Origin of the sequence: Jejubacter calystegiae (assembly GCF_005671395.1) — a bacterium.
Taxonomy (GTDB): Bacteria; Pseudomonadota; Gammaproteobacteria; order Enterobacterales; family Enterobacteriaceae; genus Jejubacter; species Jejubacter calystegiae.
Genome location: NZ_CP040428.1, coordinates 1,639,007 through 1,665,642, shown reverse-complemented (window position 1 = coordinate 1,665,642; position 26,636 = coordinate 1,639,007). Strand labels below are relative to the sequence as shown.

At 57.0% G+C, this 26,636-nt stretch carries 27 protein-coding genes; 20 read left to right on the top strand and 7 right to left on the bottom strand.

Annotated features, from left to right (window positions below; translation table 11 throughout):
• Positions 1–357: 357 nt before the first annotated feature.
• Positions 358–2,640, bottom strand: a complete 2,283-nt coding sequence (gene adiA, locus FEM41_RS07630) for an arginine decarboxylase (protein WP_138095414.1) — start codon at positions 2,638–2,640, stop codon at positions 358–360.
• 700 nt (positions 2,641–3,340) lie between these two features.
• Here adiA and potE point away from each other — a divergent pair.
• The gene (gene potE / locus FEM41_RS07625) at positions 3,341–4,666 is read left to right on the top strand and encodes a putrescine-ornithine antiporter (protein WP_138095413.1); all 1,326 of its coding nucleotides are present in this window, start codon (positions 3,341–3,343) and stop codon (positions 4,664–4,666) included.
• A 189-nt stretch (positions 4,667–4,855) separates the two neighbouring features.
• Positions 4,856–5,368, top strand: a complete 513-nt coding sequence (eco, locus tag FEM41_RS07620) for a serine protease inhibitor ecotin (RefSeq protein WP_138095412.1) — start codon at positions 4,856–4,858, stop codon at positions 5,366–5,368.
• Positions 5,369–5,404: 36 nt separating this feature from the next.
• Here the strand turns inward: eco and FEM41_RS07615 are convergent, their stop codons facing one another.
• The 3 genes from FEM41_RS07615 to FEM41_RS07605 form a co-directional block, all read right to left on the bottom strand.
• The gene (locus FEM41_RS07615) at positions 5,405–6,298 is read right to left on the bottom strand and encodes an alpha/beta hydrolase (protein WP_138095411.1); all 894 of its coding nucleotides are present in this window, start codon (positions 6,296–6,298) and stop codon (positions 5,405–5,407) included.
• 279 nt (positions 6,299–6,577) lie between these two features.
• The gene (locus FEM41_RS07610; RefSeq protein ID WP_138095410.1) at positions 6,578–8,740 is read right to left on the bottom strand and encodes a bifunctional diguanylate cyclase/phosphodiesterase; all 2,163 of its coding nucleotides are present in this window, start codon (positions 8,738–8,740) and stop codon (positions 6,578–6,580) included.
• A complete protein-coding gene (locus tag FEM41_RS07605; protein ID WP_168198772.1) occupies positions 8,737–10,212 on the bottom strand; it encodes a GGDEF domain-containing protein in 1,476 nt (491 codons plus the stop codon). Before FEM41_RS07605 ends, FEM41_RS07610 begins: the two co-directional genes overlap by 4 nt.
• A 612-nt stretch (positions 10,213–10,824) precedes the next feature.
• Here FEM41_RS07605 and FEM41_RS07600 point away from each other — a divergent pair.
• From FEM41_RS07600 to phnP, 16 genes are all read left to right on the top strand, one after another.
• Positions 10,825–11,160, top strand: coding sequence for a zinc ribbon domain-containing protein YjdM (locus FEM41_RS07600; RefSeq protein ID WP_138095408.1), 336 nt, complete (start codon positions 10,825–10,827; stop codon positions 11,158–11,160).
• Positions 11,161–11,249: 89 nt separating this feature from the next.
• A complete protein-coding gene (gene yjdN, locus FEM41_RS07595) occupies positions 11,250–11,687 on the top strand; it encodes a VOC family metalloprotein YjdN (RefSeq protein ID WP_138095407.1) in 438 nt (145 codons plus the stop codon).
• Positions 11,688–11,842: 155 nt separating this feature from the next.
• A complete protein-coding gene (gene phnC, locus FEM41_RS07590; RefSeq protein ID WP_138095406.1) occupies positions 11,843–12,631 on the top strand; it encodes a phosphonate ABC transporter ATP-binding protein in 789 nt (262 codons plus the stop codon).
• Between the two features lie 21 nt (positions 12,632–12,652).
• Positions 12,653–13,648, top strand: coding sequence for a phosphonate ABC transporter substrate-binding protein (phnD, locus tag FEM41_RS07585; protein WP_138095405.1), 996 nt, complete (start codon positions 12,653–12,655; stop codon positions 13,646–13,648).
• Positions 13,649–13,660: 12 nt separating this feature from the next.
• On the top strand, positions 13,661–14,446 hold the full coding sequence (gene phnE, locus FEM41_RS07580) for a phosphonate ABC transporter, permease protein PhnE (protein WP_138095404.1): 786 nt from the start codon (positions 13,661–13,663) through the stop codon (positions 14,444–14,446).
• Between the two features lie 19 nt (positions 14,447–14,465).
• Positions 14,466–15,188, top strand: a complete 723-nt coding sequence (phnF, locus tag FEM41_RS07575) for a phosphonate metabolism transcriptional regulator PhnF (RefSeq protein ID WP_138095403.1) — start codon at positions 14,466–14,468, stop codon at positions 15,186–15,188.
• Complete coding sequence (gene phnG / locus FEM41_RS07570; RefSeq protein WP_138095402.1) at positions 15,189–15,647, top strand: phosphonate C-P lyase system protein PhnG; 459 nt, start codon at positions 15,189–15,191, stop codon at positions 15,645–15,647. It begins immediately after the preceding gene.
• Positions 15,644–16,228 carry a phosphonate C-P lyase system protein PhnH gene (gene phnH, locus FEM41_RS07565; protein ID WP_138095401.1) on the top strand — a complete coding sequence of 195 codons (585 nt, stop codon included), beginning with the start codon at positions 15,644–15,646 and terminating at the stop codon, positions 16,226–16,228. Before phnG ends, phnH begins: the two co-directional genes overlap by 4 nt.
• Positions 16,228–17,298: a carbon-phosphorus lyase complex subunit gene (locus FEM41_RS07560; protein ID WP_138095400.1), complete on the top strand. Its 1,071-nt coding sequence runs from the start codon at positions 16,228–16,230 to the stop codon at positions 17,296–17,298. Before phnH ends, FEM41_RS07560 begins: the two co-directional genes overlap by 1 nt.
• Positions 17,291–18,139, top strand: a complete 849-nt coding sequence (locus FEM41_RS07555; protein ID WP_138095399.1) for an alpha-D-ribose 1-methylphosphonate 5-phosphate C-P-lyase PhnJ — start codon at positions 17,291–17,293, stop codon at positions 18,137–18,139. Before FEM41_RS07560 ends, FEM41_RS07555 begins: the two co-directional genes overlap by 8 nt.
• Positions 18,136–18,891, top strand: coding sequence for a phosphonate C-P lyase system protein PhnK (gene phnK / locus FEM41_RS07550; protein WP_138095398.1), 756 nt, complete (start codon positions 18,136–18,138; stop codon positions 18,889–18,891). Before FEM41_RS07555 ends, phnK begins: the two co-directional genes overlap by 4 nt.
• Before the next feature lie 9 nt (positions 18,892–18,900).
• Positions 18,901–19,599 (top strand): phosphonate C-P lyase system protein PhnL, encoded by a 699-nt coding sequence (phnL, locus tag FEM41_RS07545; RefSeq protein WP_138095397.1) that lies wholly within the window; start codon positions 18,901–18,903, stop codon positions 19,597–19,599.
• Positions 19,596–20,732: an alpha-D-ribose 1-methylphosphonate 5-triphosphate diphosphatase gene (gene phnM / locus FEM41_RS07540; protein WP_138095396.1), complete on the top strand. Its 1,137-nt coding sequence runs from the start codon at positions 19,596–19,598 to the stop codon at positions 20,730–20,732. The genes phnL and phnM overlap by 4 nt, the downstream gene beginning before the upstream one ends.
• Positions 20,732–21,295 carry a ribose 1,5-bisphosphokinase gene (gene phnN / locus FEM41_RS07535; RefSeq protein WP_138095395.1) on the top strand — a complete coding sequence of 188 codons (564 nt, stop codon included), beginning with the start codon at positions 20,732–20,734 and terminating at the stop codon, positions 21,293–21,295. Before phnM ends, phnN begins: the two co-directional genes overlap by 1 nt.
• The gene (gene phnO, locus FEM41_RS07530) at positions 21,285–21,716 is read left to right on the top strand and encodes an aminoalkylphosphonate N-acetyltransferase (protein ID WP_138095394.1); all 432 of its coding nucleotides are present in this window, start codon (positions 21,285–21,287) and stop codon (positions 21,714–21,716) included. Before phnN ends, phnO begins: the two co-directional genes overlap by 11 nt.
• A gap of 10 nt (positions 21,717–21,726) precedes the next feature.
• Complete coding sequence (gene phnP, locus FEM41_RS07525) at positions 21,727–22,503, top strand: phosphonate metabolism protein PhnP (protein WP_138095393.1); 777 nt, start codon at positions 21,727–21,729, stop codon at positions 22,501–22,503.
• On the opposite strand, the gene yjdP is transcribed toward phnP, so the two are convergent.
• Together yjdP and FEM41_RS07515 are read right to left on the bottom strand one after the other, a co-directional pair.
• Positions 22,500–22,835 carry a DDRRRQL repeat protein YjdP gene (gene yjdP, locus FEM41_RS07520; RefSeq protein WP_138095392.1) on the bottom strand — a complete coding sequence of 112 codons (336 nt, stop codon included), beginning with the start codon at positions 22,833–22,835 and terminating at the stop codon, positions 22,500–22,502. The genes phnP and yjdP overlap by 4 nt on opposite strands.
• 79 nt (positions 22,836–22,914) lie before the next feature.
• Complete coding sequence (locus FEM41_RS07515) at positions 22,915–23,583, bottom strand: nitroreductase (RefSeq protein WP_138095391.1); 669 nt, start codon at positions 23,581–23,583, stop codon at positions 22,915–22,917.
• Between the two features lie 115 nt (positions 23,584–23,698).
• Here FEM41_RS07515 and FEM41_RS07510 point away from each other — a divergent pair, with 115 nt between their 5' ends.
• Both FEM41_RS07510 and FEM41_RS07505 read left to right on the top strand, forming a co-directional pair.
• The gene (locus tag FEM41_RS07510; protein ID WP_138095390.1) at positions 23,699–24,610 is read left to right on the top strand and encodes a LysR family transcriptional regulator; all 912 of its coding nucleotides are present in this window, start codon (positions 23,699–23,701) and stop codon (positions 24,608–24,610) included.
• Positions 24,611–24,662: 52 nt separating this feature from the next.
• Complete coding sequence (locus FEM41_RS07505; protein ID WP_138095389.1) at positions 24,663–25,619, top strand: GlxA family transcriptional regulator; 957 nt, start codon at positions 24,663–24,665, stop codon at positions 25,617–25,619.
• A 39-nt stretch (positions 25,620–25,658) separates the two neighbouring features.
• Here FEM41_RS07505 and FEM41_RS07500 read toward each other — a convergent pair whose 3' ends face one another.
• Positions 25,659–26,492, bottom strand: coding sequence for an alpha/beta fold hydrolase (locus FEM41_RS07500; protein WP_138095388.1), 834 nt, complete (start codon positions 26,490–26,492; stop codon positions 25,659–25,661).
• Between the last annotated feature and the right edge of the window lie 144 nt (positions 26,493–26,636).

Genomic DNA, 26,636 nt, shown 5'->3' with positions numbered 1-26,636 from the left:
GACAAGCGTGGAATTAAAACTGCCAATGACGAATTTTTATCACGGAACAAATAACGCTATTTTATTTAACCTCCCATATACATTTTTCGGCACGAAATGCGAAGATCCTTGATCCGATTCGCTTCACAGCCCTGAAACTGGCCGTTATTTTGTTTCTGGATGCTATTTACTCATGAAAAAAAATTATGTATGAAATAAAAATATTTCAATAACAAGGTAATAATTTCCCCATGCAAGCGAATAGATATGCTGTCATTTGTCATACTTATGGGGTTTTACTCTATTACTCCCCAATAGTTACCCGTATCAACAGCAAAAAAATGGGGTTACCGCCTGTAGCCGTAACCCCATTTTGGGTTATTTAACGCACATCACGTGGTAGATGCCGTCTTCTTTTTCCGCCCCTTCGGTCTCATGCTCGAAGCCGGGAAAAGTGTCATCCCACGCCTGTAGCGCTTTCAGATAGGCGATCTGTGGACTCTCTTCGTCACCGAAGTTCTCGCCGGACATCAGCATCGGGATTCCCGGCGGATAAGGGATAACGGAGTTCGCTGCCGTGCGACCCGCCAGGTCAAAGATGGATACCAGCTCCACGTTATCCTTAACCAATTGGGTGTAGGCTTCACGCGGCAGCATATCGATCTGCGGCAGCATTGAGTAGGCCTTATTCAGCTGTTCACTCGGGTTGTGCTGCTTCAGGAAGTCCATCATGCGATCGCCCAGCTGCTGCATGGTCATTCCGCGATACACCTCCGGCGCGCTCTCAACCAGCGATGGCAGAACCTCTTCCAGCAGCGCATCGGCATCATAATGACGTTTAAAGGCCATCAGGCTGTTCATCAGCGTGACCCACTTACCTTTAGTGACCCCCATAGAGAACAGGAACATCACCTGGAAGTCAGTGGTACGAGTCGGCACAATGCCCAGGCTTGAAAGATACGCGGTGACCAGCGCAGCCGGCACGCCATTCTCCTGGAGCGAACCGTCGTCATTCAGGCCTGGGGTCAGCAGGCTGACCTTAACCGGATCCAGCATCACCCAGTCTTCATCCAGATCGCTGAAGCCGTGCCAGCGGTCTTCCGGACGCAGCTTCCAGCAGGCCTGTTCAGTAGTCAGCAGGGAAAGCGGCGCATCGGCAAAGTCATAGCGCTCGCCGGTGGCGGGGTCGGTCACCACTTCCGCATTCCAGGGTTTAAAGAACCAGTCATGATTCTTCTCTGCCTCGTGATAAGCGCGCGCTACCGCCTGACGGAACTCCACGGCCTCTTCGATCACTTCCGTGGTCAGGTTAACGCCCTGCCTACCGTCCATCATCGCGGCAGCCACGTCGTTGGAAGCGGCAATGGAGTACAGCGGCGAGGTGGTGGCATGCATCATATATGCCTGGCTGAACTGCGCCGGTTTAATGTTGCCGCGACCTTCACGGATATGGATATAAGAGGCCTGCGACAGCGCATTCAGCAGTTTATGGGTCGAATGGGTCGCAAACAGCGTAGGCTGATCTGCAGTATGCTCGGCTTTATCGCCGCGCATGGCGTGGAACCCTTTATAGATTGGGTTAAAGCGTGAGTAACCGAACCAGGCTTCATCGAAGTGGATACGGTCGCAGCTCTCTCCCAGCAGCGTCTGCACGGTATCACCGTTATAGATCAGACCGTCGTAAGTACAGTTGGTCACCACGCTGTAAGACGGGCGCGGATTTTTCGCTTCGCGAGCGAAACGGCTCTCTTCGATCTGGCGAGAGATAGCCTCGCGGGCCATCTGTTTTTTCGGGATCGGCCCGATAATGCCGTAGGCGTTACGGGTCGGGGTCATGTATACCGGACGAACCCCGGTCAGCATCAGCCCCTGTTCAATGGACTTATGGCTGTTACGGTCGCAGATCGCAATGTCTTCATCGGAGCAGCAGGCCTGCATGATGGTACGGTTGGCCCCGGAGGTTCCGACTACCAGCGAATAGGAGCGATCGGCGCCGAAGACCCGGGCGATATATTTTTCACTTTCGCCGAAAGCGCCGGTGTGATCCAGCATTGAGCCCAGGCTGGCGCGTTCAATGCCCATATCGGTACGGAAGATGTTCTCTCCGTAGAAGTCGAAGAATTTACGGCCTACCGGCGTTTTACAGAAACCGATACCACCCTGATGACCCGGCGCTGACCAGGAGTACTCTTTCTCTTTGGCATACTCCATCATTGCGGCCATCAGCGGCGGCATAATAGTTTTTTCATAGCGAGCGACGGCTGCCTGCAAACGACCCACAATAAAGTCGGTGGTATCATCCAGTACCAGGAAGGTTTCAGTCACTTCGCTCATCACTTCCGCAGTAACGGAGCGGTTATCCTGATGAGAGTTGATCAGCAAAAAGACCGGTGCCTTTTCATGGCGTATACGCAGATGGCGCAGCAGAGACAGGACATTCTGTTCCTGCTGAGGGAGCCACTCCACCATAATGCAGTCGATAGAAGCGGTAGAGGTAACATAGGTCTCTGCTTCTTCATAGGTTGGGGTAAATTTTACATGCTCGCCTTTATTGGTCAGCGACGTAACAATCTGATCGATGGTTTCTTCGAGCGGTGTAAGCGGTTTGGCATGGCGGCTAATGGCGCCCCCCGCAACAACTAAATAGTTCTTATCACACATAAAGACCTCGTGACGATTTTATATATCTATATTTGGCTAACTTATGTTTATTATTTTTCGCATTGTTATGGCACCTGGCGCGAACGCCTTAATACAATCTATCTGACCTGTGTCGGATAAACGCCAGGCTGTATTCAAGCCATCATGAGAAAACGTTCTGTTCGGAAAATGAAGATAAAGCAAAATAAAAGAGTTTACCAGACCAAAAAAATCAGAAAATGACCAGATAAGATAACCATTATCGCACCATGAATTTTTATCTGTAATAAAACGGCTACAGGCAAATTAATATTCTAAAAAAAATCGGCCTTTAAATCACGGTAAAAAAACAGCACAAATAGCATATTATATTGATTTATAAGAATATATTTCCACAACACCTTCCCCAATCGGTATCAAGAAAACGTACTATTCATTTGTTTTTAAAAAGAGTTTACGGCCAGGCAATCAACTCACTCGCCACACAATATCAAAGTTGACTTTCCCCTCGAATTAAATACTATGCAGCTACACAAGTTTTGCGCCGCAGAATATTAAGCCAGGAAATAAAGATAATTACTCAATCCATGAGTAATGACCACCTGTATTTCAAACTGGAGCCCTTTACCCCGGATAATAATATTTATTACCCGCGAGTGAATTTAAATTTATTCAGAGGTACTTCTCTCGCCTTCTGAAAACAATAAGCAGGAGAACAGATATGGCCACAAACTCGAAGAAAATGGGGGTCGTTGACCTGACCATTTTAGTTGCCGTCAATATGATGGGTTCGGGAATAATTATGTTGCCCGCCAGCCTGGCCGAAACTGGCGCGATTTCCGTACTGTCATGGGTTATCACCGTGCTGGGAGCAATGTGTATCGCCTACACCTTCGCCAAGTGCGGCGCCTACTGTAAGCGTTCGGGCGGTATGTCGGCCTATGCCGCCGAAGCCCACGGCAAATCATCTTTCTTTATCGCTTCTTATACCTACTACGTCTGTCTGGTGATTAGCTGCGTGGCCATCGCCGTTTCTGCGGCAGGTTATCTGGCCCCCTTCTTCCCGTGGATTAAAACCTCGCCCATGCACACTTTTGTCACCGTGGTCGCGATTCTGGTCGTGACCATGGTAGCCAACTTCAAAGGGCCGAAGATTACCGGGCGCATTTCCGGGATCACCGTCTGGGGAATAATTATTCCGGTAGCGGGTCTGTCGGTACTTGGCTGGTTCTGGTTCGATCCGTCTATCTTTAAAGCCGCATGGAACCCGCATCATATGTCCACCGGCAGCGCAATCTCTTCCGGTATCTCTCTGACCCTGTGGGCCTTCCTGGGTGTGGAATCTGCCGGTGCTAACTCCGACACGGTGGAAAACCCGGAGAAAAATGTACCGCTGGCCTGCCTGTTCGGTACCGGATTCGCCGCTGTGGTTTATATCGCCTCAACCTCTGTGATTCAGGGTATTATCCCGAACGAGGTGCTGGCCACTTCGGATGCACCTTTCGGCCTGGTCTTCTCCATGATGTTTAACCCGATTGTGGGCCAGGTTGTCACCGCTCTTGCTGTTACCGCCTGTATCGGTTCGCTGCTGGGTTGGCAGTTTACCAATGCCCAGGTTTCTAAAGCAGCGGCGGATGACCACCTGTTCCCGGCTATCTTCAGTAAAATCAGCAAAGACGATGCGCCTGTCGCCGGGATGCTGATTATGCTGGTACTGGAGCTACTGCTGGCCACCATGACCATCTCCCCGAACCTGCTTAAACAGTTCAACATCCTGCTGAACCTGGCGGTCTTTATCAATATGGTGCCTTATGTCCTGTCCATGACCGGCCTGCAGGTGATGCTGCGTAAAAACCACGTGACCCAGAAGCAGTACTATGCCGCTTCCGCTATGGGCACCGCGGCGGTGGTCTACAGTATCTATGGCGTCTATGCCTGCGGCGTCGAAGCAGTATTCGGCGGTACCATCATCACCATGATCGGTTATATCTTTTACGGCTTCCTTGCCGGTCGTGATACTGAAGAGCGCATCAGCCACTCTCATTGATGACCTTGAATGTTTACCGGCCACCTTCATCGCTTGCGGTGGCCGGTTATTCCCTTCCCCCACACTCGCTTCATTAACACATTGCTCCAACATTAGTTTAATCAACAGAACATTTATGTTTTGTTGTGGAAAAATTCAGGATAATAAAATAGTCTGTTAGCAATTATTGCCACACTGAATGAGGGAATTATGAAAAAAGCGACTTTACTGCTCGCTGGCCTGATGGCGCTGGCTTCAGGTAACGCGCTGGCGGCGGATAACGCGCAGCAGCAGGACCCCAGCAAGCAACCGCTGGAAAAAGTGGCCCCGTATCCGAAAGCGGAAAAAGGAATGACCCGCCAAGTGATTTGGCTGCCGAAGCAGGAAAACGAGCACGACTACAAAGTCGAGCTGATGATTGGTAAAACCATGGAAGTGGACTGCAACACCCGGGGTCTGGGCGGCAAGCTGGAGACGAAAACGCTCTCTGGTTGGGGCTATAACTATCTGGTCATCGACAAGCTGACCGGCCCGGTCTCCACCATGATGGCCTGCCCGGACGGCACCAAAAAGCAGGCTTTTGTCACCGCACATCTGGGCGACAATGCCCTGCAGCGCTATAACAGCAAGCTGCCGCTGGTGATCTACGCGCCGAAAGACGCTCAGGTGAAATTCCGCATCTGGAAAGCGGAAGAAAAAGTGCAGGACGCACAGCCGCAGTAACACTCAGGCTGCCGCGCCATGCGGCAGCCTTATCCTCTATTCCGCGCCGGAAACGCTCAGCAGCGTATCGATAAGCGACGTGCCAAACATGGCGCCATGGGTCAGCCCCGGATACGATTTATAGCTTGCCTTTACCCCTTTTCCGGAAAGAATCTGCGCCAGCCGTGCATTTCTGTCCTGCCCGTCTTCACCGCGTAGCTCCGGGCGATCGCTATTGCTATTGCCATCTCCTTCCATCAGCTTTAGCGTGCGGGCATCAAATGCTGTTCCCGAAAGTCGCTGCGCCTGACGCAACATCATGTCGCCGCCCCACCCCAGCGACGGGCTGGCCGCATAGTAATGGCGGAAGCTTTCCGGCGCCTGATACAGCGTTTCCAGCACAAACAACCCGCCGAAGGAGTGGCCCCACAGACTGCGCTGTTGATGACTAACGGCGGCCTGCTTTTCCGCCCAGGGAATAATCTGCGACATCAGCAACTGACGAAACGCCTTGCTGTGCCCGCCTTTATGACCGTGTATACGCGGCGCCGATTCGCTGCCGGGATCGGGCGTGTAATCCCACGCTCTGGAGGAGACGTCAAAGGGCAGCGGCGTCTGGTATCCCACTGCTACCAGCACCGGCGGATGCGCGGCACTCATGCGCTGCAATAATTTATCATCAAGCCGCGCCATTGCGGCGTTGCCGTCAAGCATATAGAGCGCCGGATAACCGCCAGCAGGCGCCGCCGCTTTGGGAATACCCACCCACACTTTGTAATGGCGCTGACCGTCAACGGAGTCGAAGATAGCACTACGGAAGCGGTACCACTCAGAGCCGGTGTCGGCAATATTGGGCCCCAGCGGCTTCAGTTGCGGCTTTGCCTGCCCGGCTGCGGCTGTCAGTAGCAGTATCGCGGGTAAGCACCACGCCAGCATAACGCGTAATGACACACTCTCTCCTTTCACTTCGATCAACGCCGCTCACCCTCAGGTCGCAGCCATATGGCAAAAAAATATACCGACTTTGCCAGAGCGCCGCAAACCCAGTCTCCGGGAAAATAACCGTAAAAACGGCAAGGAATTTATTGTGTTAGAGGAATATCTGGGGCCGGTATCTGGCCGCGTCGGAGCTGTCTTCCCCCCTCACCCCGGCCCTCTCCCTAGGGGAGAGGGAGAATAATCCCGGTCTGCCATTCAGCCCCCTCTCCCCTTTGGGGTGAGGGGAAAGGTTTAATTGCTGTAGTTATAGGGCTTGCCGATGTAAAACCCCTGGCAGTGATCGACTCCCATCTCGAACAGCATCCGCTGCTGCTCTTCGTTTTCCACATACTCCGCCACCACGGTCATCTCCCTGGCCCGGGCGATTTTACAGATAGATTCAACAATCATCTGATCGACCTTGTTGATCAGGATATCCTTCACGAAAACGCCGTCTATCTTGAGGATCTGAGCGGTAATATTGCGCATTCGTTCGTAATTGGACTGACCGGTGCCAAAATCATCAATGGCGATCTTCACGCCGTGCTCCACCAGCCTGCTGATATTATTCATGGCGTTTTCCGAAGAGAGTATGCCCTGCTCTTCGGTAATTTCCAGAATCACCCGCTCGGCGCTAATACCATAGCGCGCCATCAAATCGATAAAATGCCCGGCAACACCTTCATGGAACAGCGTGGCCGGCATGATATTAATCGACACCGTATCGCCAACGTGGTCGTCCAGCATCGACATGCTCTTTTCGAATACCGCAGAGTCAAACTCGCAGGCGTAGTCGAATTCACGAATCACCGGCAAAAACACATCCGGCATGATAATCTGGCCGCCAATGCGCAGGCGCGATAGCAGTTCGTGATACACCACTCTTTCCCGGCTGGTAATCGGCTGAGCGTAGATTTCAATATCCCGGTTTTCAATGGCAGCCTTCACGCTCTTAATCATCTGAATCGACTGAGCCATTTCATCGTCCAGATTGCGCATGCTGCTGTTAATGCAGTGGGGCGCCTTCACCACTTTGTTCACTTCAGAGAACCAGGCAAGCCGCTCCACAAAAGGAATCAGCGGCGTCTGACCGTCAATATCCCCCCAGGAAAGCCGGTAATCGATATCCAGTTTATCGCCCTTCCACAAAATGCTCAGACTGGAGAGCAGACTGTACAGCTCATGAATACGCGGCTCATGCTCGCCGTTCACCAGGCAGATCAGTTGGTTGCCGGTAATGTCATAAACCTGAATATCACAGCCGAACTCCTCATAAATGCTCTGCGATAGAATTCCCTTCACCCAGGTCACTACGGCAGTACCGTAATACTTCTCAAAGACGGCAATATTGGAGAAGGCGATACGGCAGATACAGGTGCCCCCGGTTTCCGCCACGCTGTTTTCCAGAGCGCGCATATTCGGCAGCCGGGTCAGGGGATCAATGCGGGAATAGAGCTGTGTTTGATTCATCTGCTGCTCATACTTACGGCGATTGACGGCAAGATAGTGAAGCGCGATAGCAAACACGATGATCATCGACATCAGACATGCCAGCACGCTGTCGTCGCTATACATCGAAAAGAAGACCTGATTAGACGCCATCATCACATAAATCGCGATGCTCCATAGGATCTCGGTCAGACGTGGATTCTGGTGCAGAACGCCATAAATAAAGAGCAGGAACACAAAGGGCATCAGATAGCCCACAAAAGCCCCGGACACTTCCGCCTGCCAGAACAGCAGGATGCTTGCCAGGCAGAGCGCGGCCCAACGGATATCGCGTTGATTGTGATTTTCACTATTCCATAACCGTTTCACACTGAAACGACGACCGTCGCTGAATAAAAAGCGCTGCAGGTTATAGAAGAAGGGGTTCATCACCACCAGGGCCAGCACCAGATACTGATAGCTAACCAGGTTAAAGGCGACTCCCTTAACGTAGAAGTAGGGCGCCAGCGCTGGCGGAATCGGGAAGATCATACCGCTCAGACACATCAATCCCCGACTCAGTAGCGGGCAGATAAAACAAAACAGCACCACGCGCTTAATGGTGTTAAAGCGTAGAAAACCGGCATTCCAGCGTCGGCCAAGCCGCCAGTGCAGTAGCAGTACGGCGACTGCCGATGGCAGCAGAATACAGAACGACAGCAGCATTGCGGCAAAGGGCTTCACATCCTGATACTGAATCCAGCTACTGGCGCTGTAAGCGACCATCAGCGGCAACAGCGCCGTTTCCCCCAACAGAATGATCTGAGTAATCACCCATGAGTAAGGCAGATACAGCATATAGATCTGCCAGCCGTCCACGGAGACGGTAGGTGATATGGCGCGCAGAAGGTAAATCGCCAGCATGTTAATCAACGTCAACGCCAGTAGCCGCGGCACAGTGCCGGAATAGCCTTTAAGCCTCATCATTCACTCCCCCGAAACTGGCGTTTGGATAAATACATCTGCATATCGGCCTCATTCAGCGCCGCTTCGAAAGTGGTTTCCGAATGCAGCGCCGCCAGACCATAACTGGCGGAAAGCGCAACGTCGGGTTCAAACATCGTGATATCCCGGGCGATTTTGTCCATCTTCTCGCGAACGCTGTGAAGGTTATCGGTCGCAAAAAGAATCACGAACTCATCGCCTCCCAGCCGTACCGCATGGTCGGTCCGGGCGCGAATATTGCAACTGATACAGCGGCCTACGTGCTGTAGCGCCCTGTCGCCACACAGGTGTCCCCAGGTATCGTTAATCAGCTTAAAGTCATTGCAGTCCATCACCACCAGGACATGACTTCCCGTTAGCTTCCGTTTCTGCACATTCAGGTATGCCCGGTTATACAGGCCAGTCAATGAATCTTTGTACCTGGCCGAAGCCTCTATCTTCACCCGCCGGTGATGCAGCAGCGTCATCACGATAAAGCCCAGGATCAGCATCACCCCGATGGAGGTATCTACGGAGCCGTCGTGCGAAAAAAAGTAGCGCCAATGATTAACCGAAACCCGCACCCGGTATTCGCCGTTAATCGAGGCATCGCTGTAATCCGCGTGTACCAGGCCGCCGCTGACCGGGATCAGGACGCCATGGTGGTCGATAATACTGACATTCAGATAGTGCTCTACATGACCCTCCCCCATCGCCCGGTTAATCATCTCCCTGACGTCGGACAGGCTGTAGTCAAAGCACATAATGCCGATCACATCGTCTTCCGTTTTCCGGGAAGATTGATCGTAAACCACATGTTGAACGCTCATAATGGAGCGCTCGCCGTTAAGATATTGATGCACCCGATCGATATGGCCGGTAATAGCCCGTGAAGCGTCTTGTAACTTGCGAAACAGAAAACCACCGGAATGTTCGGCGTGTAGCATGCCGTAGCGTTCCGCCACCTCCTGGCGAAAACGATACTTTTCCAGGCTCTGCTGGCCGGGGAAATAGATGTAATCGCCCAAGGCGGAGATAAAGTAGCGGGGATATTTATTGGAATAGGACGACGCGCTCTGCTCCAGGCGATACGCTTCATCAATAGAGCGCGCCACCAGCCAGGCTTTCTTCGTTACCGGCCCTAGCGACTGTAGCGAGCCTTCCAGCCCGTGCTTATTGGGGGAGTTCCCATCCAGATTAAAGCCATACAGCCCGGAGGTCTCGTCGTGTTCGTCATACGCCATCTCACCCCGGGCACCGTGGAAGGCGCTACGCAGCAGCAGCACGGAAACCGCATCCGAGAAGTTCTCGTTGCGGTTAAAATCTTCCGCGATATCTTTCGCTATCGCCTGTGCGGCAATATCGGCCAGATCGCTCTGGTGGCGCCACGATATATTCGTCAGAACCATAAAGATCAGGAAAAAAATCAGCGTTGCGCCAATATTGAAATTGGCATTATTTATTTTTAATAACACGCTGTTATTTCTGAACTCAATAACTGGAAAGTAATTTGCTATACCAGACAACATTATTAACTTTTATTACCTGAATGCTAATTAATATCCCAAAAAAATTAACATTCTGTTTTTTAGAATGACAAATAGCCTTGCCGCCATTTGCACGTTAAAATACGGTCACGCTGACGCGCAGGCACAGCACTGTGCCGCGTCCGGACGCGGAATAAATGAAAAATCACTATCGTATTCAGGGTATAAGCGCGATTCAGGGCATCCCGTTCACCGGGAACGTAGCGTTGTGTTAAGTCGGGAAAATTCCTGGACCGGCGCGCGAGTTTAAATGGTTATTAAACGGAACAGAAGAAATTAAAAAATCAAAAACAATAGCTGAAACCTATGAACAGAATAATAATCACCTGCGGCATGACACCTTTTTGATTTTAAATATAAACCAGGAAAACCATCGTTCGCATACGCCTCTCAGAAAATGTCATTCTTTCCTGCCCCGCTAAAAACCCCGACAACACCAGGTAATTGCGCTATACTTTCGCCACTTTTGGCCCTCTGCACCGTTTTTAACGCTGAGTTGCCATTTTTTCTCATTTTTCATGCTGATAGCGAGGACAAAGCATGTCACTGCCAAACTGCCCCAAGTGCCACTCTGAATACACCTATGAAGATAACGGTATGTACATCTGCCCGGAATGTGCCTGGGAGTGGAACGACGATCCGGCGGCTAGCGAAAGTGATGAGCTGGTTGTAAAGGATGCAAACGGTAATCTGCTGACCGATGGCGATAGCGTCACTGTAATCAAAGATTTAAAAGTAAAAGGCAGCTCCACGCCGCTGAAGATAGGTACAAAAGTGAAAAATATCCGCCTGGTGGAAGGCGATCACAACATCGACTGCAAAATTGATGGTTTCGGCCCAATGAAGCTCAAATCCGAATTTGTGAAGAAGAACTAATTTCTATCCGCCAGGCGCGTCTGCCGCCTGGCTTAGCGCTGCGCCACCTGCCAAACTTTCTCTGTTTCCGTCACACAGAGGTGTCCACCATGGCACTGATACCCTATATCACCTTTTCCGGCTCCTGCCGGGAAGCAATCACCTTTTATCAGAAGGCGCTGGACGCCGAGATTCTCTACAGCATGACCTTTGCCGAAATGCCGCCGCGTGAAAGCGGCGAACAGCAGGAAGGCTGTGCCGCAACCGTAAAAATGGCGCCGGACGATATTCTGCATGCCAGCCTGCGCATCGCCGGGTGTGAAATCATGATTAGCGACGGCGCCGCGGATAATATTCCCCACCACGGCTATGCCCTGAACCTGATGACCACCGATGTGGAAGAGGGTAAACGCTGGTTTCAAAACCTGGCGGTGGGCGGTCATATCACCATGCCCTGGCAGGAGACCTTCTGGGCCTTCGGATTCGGTATGGTCACCGATCGCTTCGGCATTCACTGGATGGTGAATATTGCTAAACCGGCGGAGTAAGCGCTAATTCGCTCCGCCTGGCAGCCCGCCTGACCGCGGGCTTTCCCCCCTCCGTCATCCAACCGTCTCCGATTCTTCATCATACAGACACACAGGGTTAACCAAACCGTCATTTTCTCCCGGCACCATGAGTCAAACTTCAAGGAGGCCGGGATATGCAAACGATTATCCGCGTCGAAAACCTACGCAAAACCTTCAATCAGAATCGGGCGCTGCACGATGTCTGCCTGACTATTAACCGGGGCGAAATGGTCGCCCTGCTCGGGCCGTCCGGTTCCGGTAAATCCACCCTGCTACGCCACCTGAGCGGCCTGATTACCGGCGATAAACAGAGCCATTCGCATATTGAGCTCCACAAGCGCACGGTACAGCGTTCGGGCCGCCTTGCCAGCGACATCCGCCGCAGCCGCGCCGGTACCGGCTACATCTTCCAGCAGTTCAACCTGGTCAATCGCCTGTCGGTGATGGACAACGTCCTGATCGGCGCCCTGGGTTCTACGCCCTTCTGGCGCACCTGCTGCCGCTGGTTCAGTACCGAACAAAAGCAGCAGGCGCTCCAGGCCCTGACCCGGGTCGGCATGGCGCACTTCGCCCACCAGCGGGTCTCCACCCTTTCCGGCGGACAACAGCAGCGCGTCGCCATCGCCCGGGCGCTGATGCAGAAGCCGCAGGTGATCCTGGCCGACGAGCCTATCGCCTCGCTGGATCCGGAATCGGCACGCATCGTCATGGAAATTCTACACGACATTAATCGCAAGGAAGGGATCACCGTGGTAGTGACGCTGCACCAGGTGGAGTACGCCCTGCGCTACTGTCGCCGCATCGTCGCGCTGCGCCAGGGACACATTTTCTACGACGGCGCCAGCCAGACCTTCAACCACGAACATATCAATCATCTCTACCGCAGCATTGACCGCATTGAAGCCAATGCGGCTGCGGCCTGATTGCCACGGGAAGGAAAAGTTATGAATAACAAAATGGTCACCGCCCTTGCCTTCACCAGCCTGTTCAGCGTGACCAGTCTGCTGATGCCGGTCCAGGCTAATGAACCTGATGCGCTGAACTTCGGCATTATCTCTACCGAATCCCAGCAGAACCTGAAATCGCAGTGGCAGCCTTTTCTGAAAGATATGGAAAAGCAGCTGGGCGTGAAGGTGAACGCCTTCTTCGCGCCGGATTACGCGGGCATTATCCAGGGCATGCGCTTTAACAAGGTGGATCTCGCCTGGTACGGCAACCTGTCGGCCATGGAGGCGGTAGACCGCGCGGGCGGTCAGGTATTTGCCCAGACGGTGGCCGCCGATGGTTCGCCGGGCTACTGGAGCGTGCTGATAGTCAACCAGAAGAGCCCGATCAAAAACCTGGATCAACTGCTGGCCCAGCGTCAATCGCTGACCTTCGGCAATGGCGATCCCAACTCTACCTCCGGCTTCCTGGTCCCCGGTTACTACGTGTTCGCTAAACACCATGCCGCGGCCAGTGACTTTAAGCGCACGGTGAATGCCAACCATGAAACCAACGCGCTGGCGGTCGCCAACGGCCAGGTAGACGTGGCGACCAATAACACCGAAAACCTCGATCGTCTGAAGGTCACCGCACCAGAAAAATATAAGCAGCTACGGACGATCTGGAAGTCGCCGCTGATCCCAGGCGATCCCATCGTCTGGCGCAAAAACCTGCCCGAAGGCACCAAAACCAGGGTACGCGACTTCTTTCTGGGTTACGGCAAAACGCCGGAACAGCAGCAGGTGCTGAAAGGGCTGGGCTGGGCGCCGTTCCGCGCATCCAGTGACCAGCAACTGGTGCCCATTCGCCAGCTCACGCTGTTTAAAGAGGTACAGAGCGTGAAGAACAACAAGGGGCTCAGCGAATCCGAACGCGCCAGCAAGCTGGAAACGCTCCAGAAGCAGCTCGATGCGCTGGAAAGTCAGGCTCCGCGTGAAACCGCAAGCGCTCAGTAACGGGAGATAACGATGCACAGCCAAAGCATGACTCTGAATCCCCCCAAACGCAGCGCTTTTTCGCTTATCGGCTGGGGCCTGGTGCTGGCGGTTCTGGCCGCCTCCTGGCACGGTGCCGAAATGGCGCCGCTGACCCTGATACAGGACGGCGGCAATATGGCGACCTTCGCCGCCGACTTCTTCCCGCCTGATTTCAGCCAGTGGCCGCTCTACCTTGAAGAGATGTTGGTGACGCTGCAAATCGCGGTGTGGGGCACGGCACTGGCGGTGGTGCTTTCCATCCCCTTCGGCCTGATGAGCGCCGAAAATATCGCCCCGTGGTGGATTTACCAGCCGGTACGCCGCCTGATGGACGCCTGCCGCGCCATTAACGAAATGGTGTTCGCCATGCTGTTTGTCGTCGCCGTGGGTCTTGGCCCGTTCGCCGGGGTGCTGGCGCTGTTTATCCACACCACCGGCGTGCTCTCCAAGCTGCTTTCCGAAGCGGTGGAGGCCATCGACCCCGGCCCGGTGGAAGGGATCCGCGCCACCGGCGCCAATAAGCTGGAAGAGATTCTCTACGGCGTTCTGCCCCAGGTCATGCCGCTGCTGATCTCCTACTCCCTGTATCGCTTTGAGTCCAACGTCCGTTCCGCCACGGTGGTCGGCATGGTGGGCGCGGGCGGTATCGGCGTCACCCTGTGGGAAGCCATTCGCGGCTTTCAGTTCCCCCAGACCTGCGCCCTGATGATTGTCGTTATCGTCACCGTCAGTCTGCTCGACTTCCTGTCGCAGCGGCTGCGTAAGCAGTTTATCTGACCCGAAAGGAGCCTGTGCGATGAACCTATCCAGACATCCGACCACTTACCCCACCCGTTATCAGGAAATAGCCGCCCGGCTGGAGCAGGAGTTAAGCCACTACCGCTGCGGCGACTGGCTACCCGCCGAACAGCAACTGGCAACCCGCTTCGGGGTGAATCGCCACACCCTGCGCCGCGCCGTAGACCAACTGGTGGAGCGCGGCTGGGTACAGCGCCGTCAGGGGGTTGGCATTCTGGTGCTGATGCGCCCGTTTGACTACCCCCTGAATGCCCGGGCGCGCTTTAGCCAGAATCTGCTCGACCAGGGCAGCCATCCAACCAGCGAACGCCTGCTTTCCGTGTTGCGCCCGGCCTCCGGTCCGGTGGCTGATGCTCTGGGCGTGGCGGAAGGGCGCGACATTATCCACCTGCGCACTCTGCGCCGGGTCAATGGCGTCGCCCTGTGTCTGATCGATCACTACTTCTCCGATATCGCCTGGTGGCCCAGCCTGCGTGAATTCACCAGCGGTTCGCTGCACGACTGGCTGGAAGCGCGTCTCGACATCCGCCTGATCCGCCATCAGACGCGGATTAGCGCCCGCCGGGCCCAAGCTAAAGAGAGCCGGATGCTGGAGATCCCTAATCAGGCGCCGCTGCTCTGCGTGCGCACCCTTAACCATCGTGAAGGCGCGCACAGCGTGGCGGAATACTCCGTCAGCCTGACCCGCGCCGACATGATCGAATTCACCATGGAGCACTGAATGAATCCGCAATCTGCTACCCCCCTGCGCCAGCGCTGGATGGCGGTACTGGCCCACAGCCAGCCACGGGAACTGGCCGAACGCTTCGCCGCGCTGAATATCACCCCGGATTACGAAGTTCTGCGCCAGGCCGAAACCGGGCTGGTGCAAATTCAGGGCAGGATAGGCGGCAGCGGCAATCCCTTCTTCGCCGGTGATGCCACCCTGACCCGCGCTGCGGTACGCCTTGGCAGCGGCCTCTGCGGCTATAGCTGGGTGCTGGGCCGCGACTGCCAGCACGCCGAACGCTGCGCTCTGGTAGACGCCCTGCTCCAGGAGAGCGCCCACCACGCCACATTGATGGAAACCCTGATTAACCCGCTGGAAGCCAGCCGCGACGCCCGCCTGCGCGAGCGTCAACGCAAGGTCGCCGCCAGCCGGGTCGACTTCTTTACTCTGGTACGCGGAGACAATGCATGACGTTAACCACCGCCTTTCCCCTGCCGGTGCAGGATGCCCAGCACTGCTTTCGTCGCCTGCTGAAAGCCATGAGCGAACCCGGTCTTGTGGTCAATCTGACGGCGCTCAAACACGGCTGGCCGCCGCTGGACATCGCCACCACCAGCGCCCTGCTAACCCTTGCGGATAACGATACGCCGCTATGGCTGTGCGATGCGCTGGGCAACGACATGGTGCGCCAGAATCTGCGCTTTCATACCAATGCGCCGCTGTGCGACACCCCGGAGCAGGCGCAGTTTGCCATCGCCGACGACAGCCTGAGCGTAGAGCAGCTACGGGCGTTGTCCCAGGGCAGTGCCGCCCGGCCAGAAAGCAGCGCCACCCTGGTGCTGCAACTCCCGGCCCTGAGCGGCGGCCTGATGCTGCGCCTGACCGGGCCCGGCATCGCCGATGAACGAATGATCGCCCCCGTTCTGCCGGAGCCGGTACTTCAGGAGCTGATTGAACGCCCGCAGCCGTTCCCGATGGGCATCGATCTGATTATCACCTGCGGCGAGCGGCTGCTGGCCCTGCCGCGCACAACCCATGTGGAGGTGTGCTGATGTACGTTGCCGTTAAAGGGGGCGAAAAGGCCATCGACGCCGCACACAAACTCCAGCAGGAGCGGCGGCGTGGCGATAGTAGCCAGCCCGAACTTAGCGTTGAACAGATAGAGCAGCAGCTCGGTCTGGCGGTGGATCGGGTGATGACCGAAGGGGGCATCGCCGACCGCGAACTGGCGGCGCTGGCCCTGAAGCAGGCGAGCGGCGACAGCGTCGAAGCCATCTTCCTGCTACGCGCCTACCGCACCACCCTGCCGCGCATCGCCGTCAGCCAGCCGCTGGAAACGGCCCGGATGCGCCCGGAGCGCCGGATTTCTGCCATCTATAAAGATATTCCCGGCGGCCAGATGCTCGGCCCCACTTACGACTACAGCCACCGGCTGCTGGATTTCAGTCTGCTGGCAGAAGGCAAAACGCCGAGCCCGGAGCCTGGCGACGCCAGCCCCGAACCCATGCCCCACGTCTTTAGCCTGCTGGCAGGCCAGGGGCTGGCAAAGCCGGAAGTGGATAACGGCGCACAGCCCGACGACGTGACCCGCCAGCCGCCGGTTTATCCCTGCTCGCGCTCTTCGCGCCTGCAACAGCTTACCCGCGGTGACGAAGGCTATCTGCTGGCGCTGGCCTACTCCACCCAGCGCGGCTATGGCCGCAATCACCCCTTCGCCGGGGAGATCCGCAGCGGCTACGTGGCGGTGGAGATCGTCCCGGAAGAGTTGGGTTTTCCGGTCTGCGTTGGCGAACTGCTGATGACCGAATGCGAGATGGTCAACGGCTTTGTGGCGCCAGAACAGGAACCGCCGCACTTTACCCGCGGCTACGGTCTGGTCTTCGGCATGGGTGAACGTAAAGCCATGGCGATGGCGCTGGTGGATCGCGCGCTTCAGGCGCCGGAATACCATGATCCGATCACCGGTCCGGCTCAGGACGAGGAGTTCGTGCTGGCCCACGCCGACAACGTTGAAGCGGCGGGCTTTGTCTCGCACCTGAAACTGCCCCACTACGTCGACTTCCAGGCCGAACTGGAACTACTCAAACGACTGAAAAGCGCAAGGGAGGCGAACAATGGCTGACGCACTGACCGGTTACAACTTTGCTTATCTCGATGAACAGACCAAACGCACGCTCCGTCGCGCCCTGCTGAAAGCAGTGGCGATCCCTGGCTACCAGGTGCCGTTCGGCGGGCGCGAAATGCCCATGCCTTACGGCTGGGGCACCGGCGGGATCCAACTAACCGCCAGCGTCATCGGCCCCCAGGACGTGTTGAAGGTCATCGATCAGGGAGCGGACGACACCACCAACGCGGTTTCGATCCGCAACTTCTTTAAGCGCGTGACCGGTGTGGAAACCACTGAATCCACCGCCGACGCCACGATTATCCAGACCCGCCACCGGATCCCGGAAGTGCCGCTTCAAGAGGATCAGATCCTTGTCTATCAGGTGCCGATCCCCGAGCCGCTGCGCTTTATCGAACCTCGCGAAACCGAAACCCGCACCATGCACGCGCTGGAAGAGTACGGCGTGATGCAGGTAAAGCTGTACGAGGACATCGCCCGCTTCGGCCATATCGCCACCACTTACGCCTATCCGGTGAAGGTGAACGCTCGCTACGTGATGGATCCCTCGCCGATCCCCAAATTCGATAACCCGAAGATGGACAGGATGCCAGCGCTGCAACTGTTTGGTGCCGGGCGTGAAAAGCGCCTGTACGCAGTACCGCCCTGGACCCGGGTGGAAAGCCTGGATTTCGACGATCACCCCTTCCAGGTACAAACCTGGGATGAACCCTGCGCCATCTGCGGTTCGCGCCACAGCTACCTGGACGAAGTGGTGCTGGATGACCAGGGCAACCGCATGTTCGTCTGTTCCGATACCGATTTCTGCCGCCAGAATAGCGAGGCCACGCGCTCATGACACCCCTGCTCTCCGTCAATAATCTGACCCATCTCTACGCGCCGGGTAAAGGCTTCAGCGATGTCTCCTTCGAACTGTGGCCCGGTGAAGTGCTGGGTATCGTTGGTGAATCCGGCTCCGGCAAAACCACTCTGCTGAAGGCCATTTCCGCACGGCTGCCTCCTCAGCGCGGCGAAGTCATCTTCCGGGGCGAGTCACTGTACGCCATGAGCGAAGCCGAACGCCGCCGCCTGCTGCGTACCGAATGGGGCGTGGTGCACCAGCATCCGCTGGACGGACTGCGCCCCGGCGTTTCGGCAGGCGGTAACATCGGCGAGCGCCTGATGGCCACCGGAGTGCGCCACTACGGCGATATCCGCGCCACCGCGCAGCGCTGGCTGGAATCGGTAGAGATCCCCGCCGCCCGCATCGACGAACTGCCCACCACCTTTTCCGGCGGTATGCAGCAGCGCCTGCAAATCGCCCGCAATCTGGTGACTCATCCGCAACTGGTGTTTATGGATGAGCCCACCGGCGGACTGGACGTGTCGGTACAGGCGCGCCTGCTCGACCTGCTGCGTGGCCTGGTGGTGGAGATGAACCTGGCGGTGGTGATTGTCACCCACGATCTGGGGGTGGCGCGGCTGCTGGCAGATCGCCTGCTGGTGATGAAACAGGGCCAGGTGGTGGAAAGTGGGTTAACCGATCGGGTGCTGGACGATCCTCATCACGCCTACACCCAGCTGCTGGTCTCTTCGGTACTGCAAAATTAAGAGGGCGCTATGAAAGCTTCGATACGGGTGGAAAACCTGAGTAAAACCTTCGTATTACATCACCAGAACGGCGTCCGCCTGCCGGTGCTGCGCAATGCCTCGCTGGAAGTGAACTCCGGCGAGTGCGTGGTGCTGCACGGCCATTCCGGCAGCGGCAAATCCACCCTGTTGCGCTCGCTGTATGCCAACTACCTGCCGGATACCGGGCATATCTGGATCCGCCATGAAGGCGGCTGGCTGGATCTGGCCTGTGCTCCGGCGCGGGAGGTGCTGGCGGTACGCCGCCGCACCATCGGCTGGGTCAGCCAGTTCCTGCGGGTTATTCCGCGCATCAGCACCCTGGAAGTGGTGATGCAGCCGCTGCTGGATCTGGGCGTTCCCCGTGAACAGTGTTCAGCACGCGCAGCCGCGCTTTTGAAGCGCCTGAACGTGCCGGAACGTCTGTGGCACCTGGCGCCGTCCACCTTTTCCGGCGGCGAACAGCAGCGGGTGAACATCGCCCGCGGTTTTATCGTCGATTACCCCATCCTGCTGCTGGATGAGCCGACTGCCTCGCTGGACGCCACCAACAGCGCCGCCGTGGTCGGCCTGATTGACGAAGCCAGAGCGCGCGGCGCCGCCATCGTTGGCATTTTCCACGATGCCGCGGTACGTCAGCGGGTGGCCGATCGCCTTCATACCATGACCAGCAGCGGGGAAACCGTATGATTATCAATAATGTAAAACTGGTTCTGGATGATGAGGTGGTGGCAGGCTCGCTGGAAGTGGCGGACGGCAAAATACGCAGCTTCGCCGATACCCCCAGCCGCCAGCCCGGCGCTCTGGACGGCGACGGCGGCTGGCTGCTGCCGGGCCTGGTGGAACTGCATACCGACAATCTGGACAAATTCTTCACCCCGCGTCCTAAAGTGGACTGGCCCGCCCATTCGGCCATGAGCAGCCACGACGCGCTGATGGTGGCGAGCGGCATCACCACGGTACTCGACGCCGTGGCGCTGGGCGATGTGCGCGACGGCGGCGACCGGCTGGAGAATCTGGACAAAATGATCGGCGCCATCGAACACAGCCAGCGGCTGGGAGTTAATCGCGCCGACCACCGTCTGCACCTGCGCTGCGAGCTTCCGCACCACACCACCCTGCCCCTGTTTCAGCAACTGGTCGGGCGGGCAGGCGTATCGCTGGTTTCGCTGATGGACCACTCGCCCGGCCAGCGTCAGTTCGCCAGTATCGAAAAATATCGCGAATACTATCAGGGCAAATATCAGCTCAGCGCCGAACAGATGGCGCACTATGAAGAAGAGCAGTTACGGCTCGCGGAGCGCTGGTCGCACCCCAACCGCCAGGCCATTGCCGCCGATTGCCGCGCGCGCGGCATTACGCTTGCCAGCCACGACGACGCCACCGCCGATCACGTGCAGGAATCCCACGATCTGGGCAGCGTGATTGCCGAATTCCCCACCACCCTGGAAGCCGCACAGGCATCGCGTCGCCACGGCCTTCAGGTATTGATGGGCGCCCCGAATATCGTGCGTGGCGGTTCTCATTCCGGCAATGTGGCGGCCCACCGGCTGGCGCAAACCGGGCTGCTGGATATTCTCTCTTCGGACTACTATCCCGCCAGCCTGCTGGATGCCGCCTTTCGCATCGCCGACGACCCCGAATCGGGCTGGCGACTGCCCCAGGCCATCCGTCTGGTGACCCGTAATCCGGCCCGGGCCATTAACCTGACCGACCGGGGCGAGCTGGCCGAAGGCAGGCGCGCCGACCTGGTGCTGGCCCACCGCATTGACGGCCAGATACGAGTCGGGAACGTCTGGCGCCAGGGGAGGCAGGTATTCTGATGACGCGACTCATCTGGCTTATCGGCCCTTCCGGCGCCGGAAAAGACAGCCTGCTGGCGGCCCTGCGCCATCAGCAGATACCAGAACTGCTGGTGGCTCATCGCTATATCACCCGCACGACGGACGCCGGTGGCGAAAACCATATCGCCCTGAGCGATGCCGAATTCAGCCAGCGCGCGGCCTGCGGCCTGTTCGCGCTGGCCTGGCAGGCCAACGGCTATCGTTATGGCTTAGGGATCGAACTGGATCACTGGCTGGCGGCGGGGATGAACGTGATCGTCAACGGTTCCCGCCAGCATCTTCCCCACGCTATGGAACGCTACGGCGCCAGGCTTCTGCCGGTGATGCTTCAGGTATCAAACGACGTTCTGCGTCGCCGTCTGGAAGCCAGAGGCCGGGAGACGCCGGACGCCATCGAACAGCGGCTGCGCCGCGCCAGCCATTTTGGGACACATCTGCCTCACTGCGCCATACTCAACAACGATGGCTCCCTGCAACAGTCGGCCACGGCATTAATTCAGCTAATTCGTCACGTACCGGAGGAAAAACGGAATGTCTGTTGAACTGCGTAGCGCCACTTTGAACGACTGGCAGAGCGTCTATGGATTAATCTGTGAACTGAAACAGCGGGAGTTCGACCGTGACGCTTTCCGCGCCGGATTTGCCGCGAATCTGCTCGACTCCCGCTTTCGCTACCAGTTAGCGCTACACAATGGGCACCCCGTCGCCATGGTGGGGCTGCATCTGCAATTCCATCTGCATCACGTTAACTGGATAGCCGAAATCCAGGAGCTGGTGGTGATGCCCCAGGGCCGGGGGCTGGGGATCGGCAAACGGCTGCTGGCCTGGGCAGAACAGGAAGCCCGCCAGGAAGGCGCTGAGATGATCGAACTTTCCACCAGCACCGGTCGCCAGGACGCGCATCGCTTCTACCAGCGCGAAGCGTACCAGCCGACCCACGTTCGCTTTACCAAAGCGCTTTAGGTGCCGCGCCATGAGCCTGAAGATTGTACTTAGCGGCACCGGCGATGCCCGCCAGGTCCCGGCCTTCGGCTGCCAGTGCGCCGCCTGCCAGCGGGCGCGCCGAGACCCGGCTTTCCGGCGCGGCCCCTGTAGCGGCACCGTGCAATTTAACGACAGCGTGACGCTACTGGACGCCGGTTTCCCTGATTTAATGGAGCGCCACCCCGCAGGCAGCTTCTGCCAGATACTGCTGACCCACTACCATATGGACCACGTCCAGGGACTGTTTCCCCTGCGCTGGGGCGTAGGCTCCCGCATTACGGTCTACGGCCCGCCAGACCCCGTCGGCTGCGACGATCTGTTTAAGCACCCCGGCCTTCTCGACTTCAGCCACACGCTCACCCCGTTCGTCGCCTTTACGCTTCAGGGGCTGAGGGTAACACCGCTACCCCTGAATCATTCGAAACTCACTTACGGCTATCTGCTGGAAAGCCCGCACGGCAGCCTGGCCTGGCTGTGCGACACCGCCGGGCTACCGGAAAAAAGCATGAAGTTTCTGGCCGCTAACCGGCCGGACGTAATGGTGATTGACTGCGCTTATGAACCCCGGTCAGAAACTCCACGCAATCACAACGATCTCAATACCGTCGTGGAGCTAAAGCGCCAGATAGCTGCGCCGCGAGTGGTGCTGACCCATATCGGCCACCACTTCGATCTGTGGATGATGGAGAACCCGCTGCCGGAAGGCATCGAAGCCGGATTCGATGGACAGACAATTTGCCTGGATTCGGCGGAGGTGCGGTCCTAACGCCAGCGCGCCTCGCTAAGCCGCCGCTCCTCTTCGCTTAACTGGCGACGTCGTTCGTCCAGCCGCCGCTGCTCTTCATCAAGCTGGCGCCGCTGTTCATCTATCTGGCGCCGTCTGTCGTCATACTGTCGCCCGTCGTCATAGCGGCGATTCTCGTCATCGCGCCAGCGCCCGTCGTCGTCGTTATAATCGCCATCGTTGCGATTACCGTTCAGCGCCCCGGCAATCGAATTAATCGCGTCGTTGACCACACTATCCAAATCGTCCGCCCGGGCGCTGGCGGAACTCATTCCAACCAGCGCCACCAGCAGCAGCGCACTATAACTTTTCATAGAAGACCACCCTGCCGTTAACCGGCTTTCACCCTACGCAACGGTCCGTCGGCGCAACAGCGGAGGAGTCTCAAAGCGGTTATTTATGGAACACCACGCTCTGTTCCAGCGGAATACGGTCCATTCGCAGTTGGTTGGCCCGGGCATCGGGATCTTCATAGCCGAAGGAGATGCCAAACAGCAGACGGTACTGGTCGGAAACGCCGAGGATTTCGCGCACGCTGTCGGCATGGAATCCCAGCAGAGTTTGCGGAATACCGGCATAGCCGCGGGCGGTCAGTGACAGCAGGAAGTTCTGCCCGTACATACCGATATCCCCGGCAACCCGCACGTTATCGCCAAACGACGGCATAAACAGAAACGCCACATGAGGCGCACCGAAAAAGGCGTAGTTGCGCAGTAGCGCCTGATGGCGACTGTCTTTATCTTCCCGGGCAATCCCCAGTACATCGTAGTACTGCTTTGCCTGCTCCTGGCTGCGGGCAAAGTAGTCGCCGTAAAAATCGGCGTAATCAAAGCTGAAATCAGGCGTCACTTGCCCCAGCTCATCATTGCGCAGCATTGCTTCGGTCAGCGCGCGCTTTGTATCGCCGGAAGCGATATGCACATGCCAGGGCTGAGTATTGCAGTTGGAAGGCGCGAGCTGCGCATCCTGCAAGACTTCATGGATTTGTTCGTCAGTCAGTGGGGTAGATAAAAAGGCGCGCGGCGAATGGCGCAGGCGAACGGTATCTTCAAAGGACAGCATAAGGGGGCTCCCGAATTAATATTATTGCAGGGGACAATCCTATACTGGAATTTACTATCCATCCCGGGTAAATATTCCATACATCCTGGAATTTAATTCAACAATCAGAGGCGCTATGTTCTCTTCCGAACGCCTGAAAGGCATTGATGTGTTTGTCTGCGTCGCCGAAGCGGGCAGCTTTACCGCTGCGGCGGAGCGCCTGCATCTGACCACTTCGGCGGTCAGTAAAGCGGTGGCGCGACTCGAAAAGCGGCTCCAGGTGCGGCTGTTTCTGCGCACCACCCGCCATCTGGCGCTGACCGAAGAGGGGGAATCCTTCTACCGGGCCTGTACCGGCGTGCTGAGCCACCTGGAAGAGGCCGAGCTGGCACTGCATCGCCAGAGCCACGAGCTGCGGGGGCGGATCCGCATCGATCTGCCGGTGAGCTACGGGCGCCTGCACGTACTGCCTGCCATTCTTTCCTTTCTGGAACAGCACCCGTTGCTGGAGCCCAATATCACCTTTTCCGATCGCTTCGTCGATCCGGTAGAGGAAGGTATCGATCTACTGGTGCGCAGCGGCGGCTCCGGTATCTGGCCTGGTGCGGTGGAGCATCATCAGTTAGGCATCCAGCGTCTGATCCTCTGCGCCTCGCCGCACTACCTTAAGCAATGGGACGTACCGCAAGACGAACAGGCGCTCAGCCAGCACCGCTGCATCCTTTACTGCCGCGGTGACGGCAGTCTGTCTCCGCTGCGTATTCCCGGTCAGGAGGGCGCGTTAAAGTCTCAGCACAGCGGACTGGCACTGGGTGATACCGAAGGGCTGGTCATGGCGGCAGTGGCGGGACAGGGGATTGTCCAGTTACCGACCTGGCTGCTCGCCAGACCGCTGGCCGAAGGCGCGCTGGTGCGGGTACTGCCCGAGCTTTCCATCTCGGGCATGCCGATCAGCCTGGCCTGGCTAAAGAGCCGGGCCAGGCTACCCAAAGTGAGCGCCCTGCGCGACTGGCTGGCGGAAAACCTGTCCCCTTCGCTGGCGGAATAGCCAGTGCCGTAGCCTGTTACCTTTTTCCTCTTCATCATTCGTGGAATCAGTTATGAACCAGCTTAAGGTCGCCCTGATTGTTATGCCGGGATTCAGTCCGTTTCACATATCGGCACCCGCCATTATTTTCGGCCCTGTACTGCCGGAACAACCGCTGTTTCATCTGCAATATTGCGCCGAGCGGCCCGGTATGGTGGCCTCGGAACAGGGGATGTTTGTGGAAGCCAGCGGCGATCTGTCTGCGGCAGCCCAGGCGGATATTGTGATTGTGCCCTGGTGGCCGCATCTGGAAGCATCGCCCTCTCCCGCGTTAATTGCGGCGCTACGTGAAGCCCGGCAGCGCGGTGCCCGGGTGGTGGGGCTGTGTCTGGGCACCTGGGTTCTGGCCCGGGCCGGTCTGCTGGATGGTCGCCGCGCCGCCACCCACTGGGAATCAGAGGCGGATTTTGTACGCCACTTTCCCCAGGTTCATCTGGATACCAACGCGCTGTATGTCGATGACGACGGGCTGATTACCTCTGCCGGTACCGCCGCCAGCCTGGACTGCTGCCTCTATATCGTGCGTCAGTATTGCGGCAGCCGTATCGCCAACCGTATCGCCCGCCGCATGGTAATTCCCCCCTACAGGGAGGGTGGCCAGGCGCAGTTTATTGAACGACCGGTACCGGAAACCACCCGGGATACCCACATCAACACACTGTTGGATCACCTGCGCAATAATCTGGACAGCCAACACAGTCTGGACACTCTGGCCCACTTTGTTGCCATGAGTCGCCGTACCTTTACCCGACACTTTCAGCGTGCCACCGGCATGAGCGTAGGAGAATGGCTCACGGCGGAGCGTTTGAGTCGCAGCCAGGAGCTTCTGGAAAGCAGTAGTCATTCGGTAGACTTTATCGCCAGCACTACGGGATTTCAGTCACCAGTCACGTTCCGGCAGCGGTTTAAGGCTCGCTATGGCGTCAGCCCCAGCGAGTGGCGGCGGACATTTCGCGGCAAAGAGGGATAAACAGAAAGCGCCAGGGAGCCCGGCGCCTTTGGGATGTGATTAACCGCGGATAAAGTCGAGCAGATCCTGGTTAATCCGGTCTTTATGGGTGCTGCACAAGCCGTGTGACGCGCCTTTGTAGCACAGACCGCGACCGTCCGGCAGCAGTTTCAGCGCCGCTTCGCTGGAAGAGACCGGCGGTACTATCTGGTCGTCATCGCCGTAAATCACCAGCGTCGGGATAGTCATTTTACGCAGGTCTTCGCGCTGGTCAGTTTCCGAGAAGGCTTCAACGCAGTCGTACAGCGCTTTAATGGACCCCATCATACCCTGCATCCAGAAACTATCGCGCAGTCCCTGAGAAACGGCGGCACCCGGGCGGTTGAATCCATAGAAGGCTTCGGACAGATCTTTAAAGAACTGAGAACGGTCGTTGCGCACGCCTTCGCGGATACCGTCAAAAACATCGCGCGGCAGGCCCGCCGGGTTAAAGCCGGTTTTCAGCATCATCGGCGGAACCGCGCCAATCAGGACCGCTTTGGCAACGCGCTCAGTACCGTGACGGCCAATATAGCGAGCGACTTCACCGCCACCGGTGGAGTGACCCACGTGAATGGCGTTTCGCAGGTTAAGCGCTTCGGTCAGTTGCGCCAGATCGTCGGCGTACTGATCCATGTTGTGACCGTCCCACGGCTGAGAGGAACGCCCGTGGCCGCGACGGTCGTGGGCAATCACCCGATAGCCCGAATTTGCCAGAAACAGCATCTGATCTTCGAAAGCATCAGAAGAAAGCGGCCAGCCGTGGCTGAAGACGACTGGTTGGCCTTCACCCCAGTCTTTATAATAAAGTTGAGTGCCGTCTTTCAGTTCCAGGTAGCCCGAATTGTTTCTCATGATAGTTTCCTTAAGAATAAGCTCGATATTTACGGCAAGTCAGTTTGTTGTCATCTGATGTCGTTCCCTTGCCTGCCGATAACAATACTCGCCTTACGCTAAATTCCCAGAAGGAAACATCATGTTTAATGATTGATGAAACCA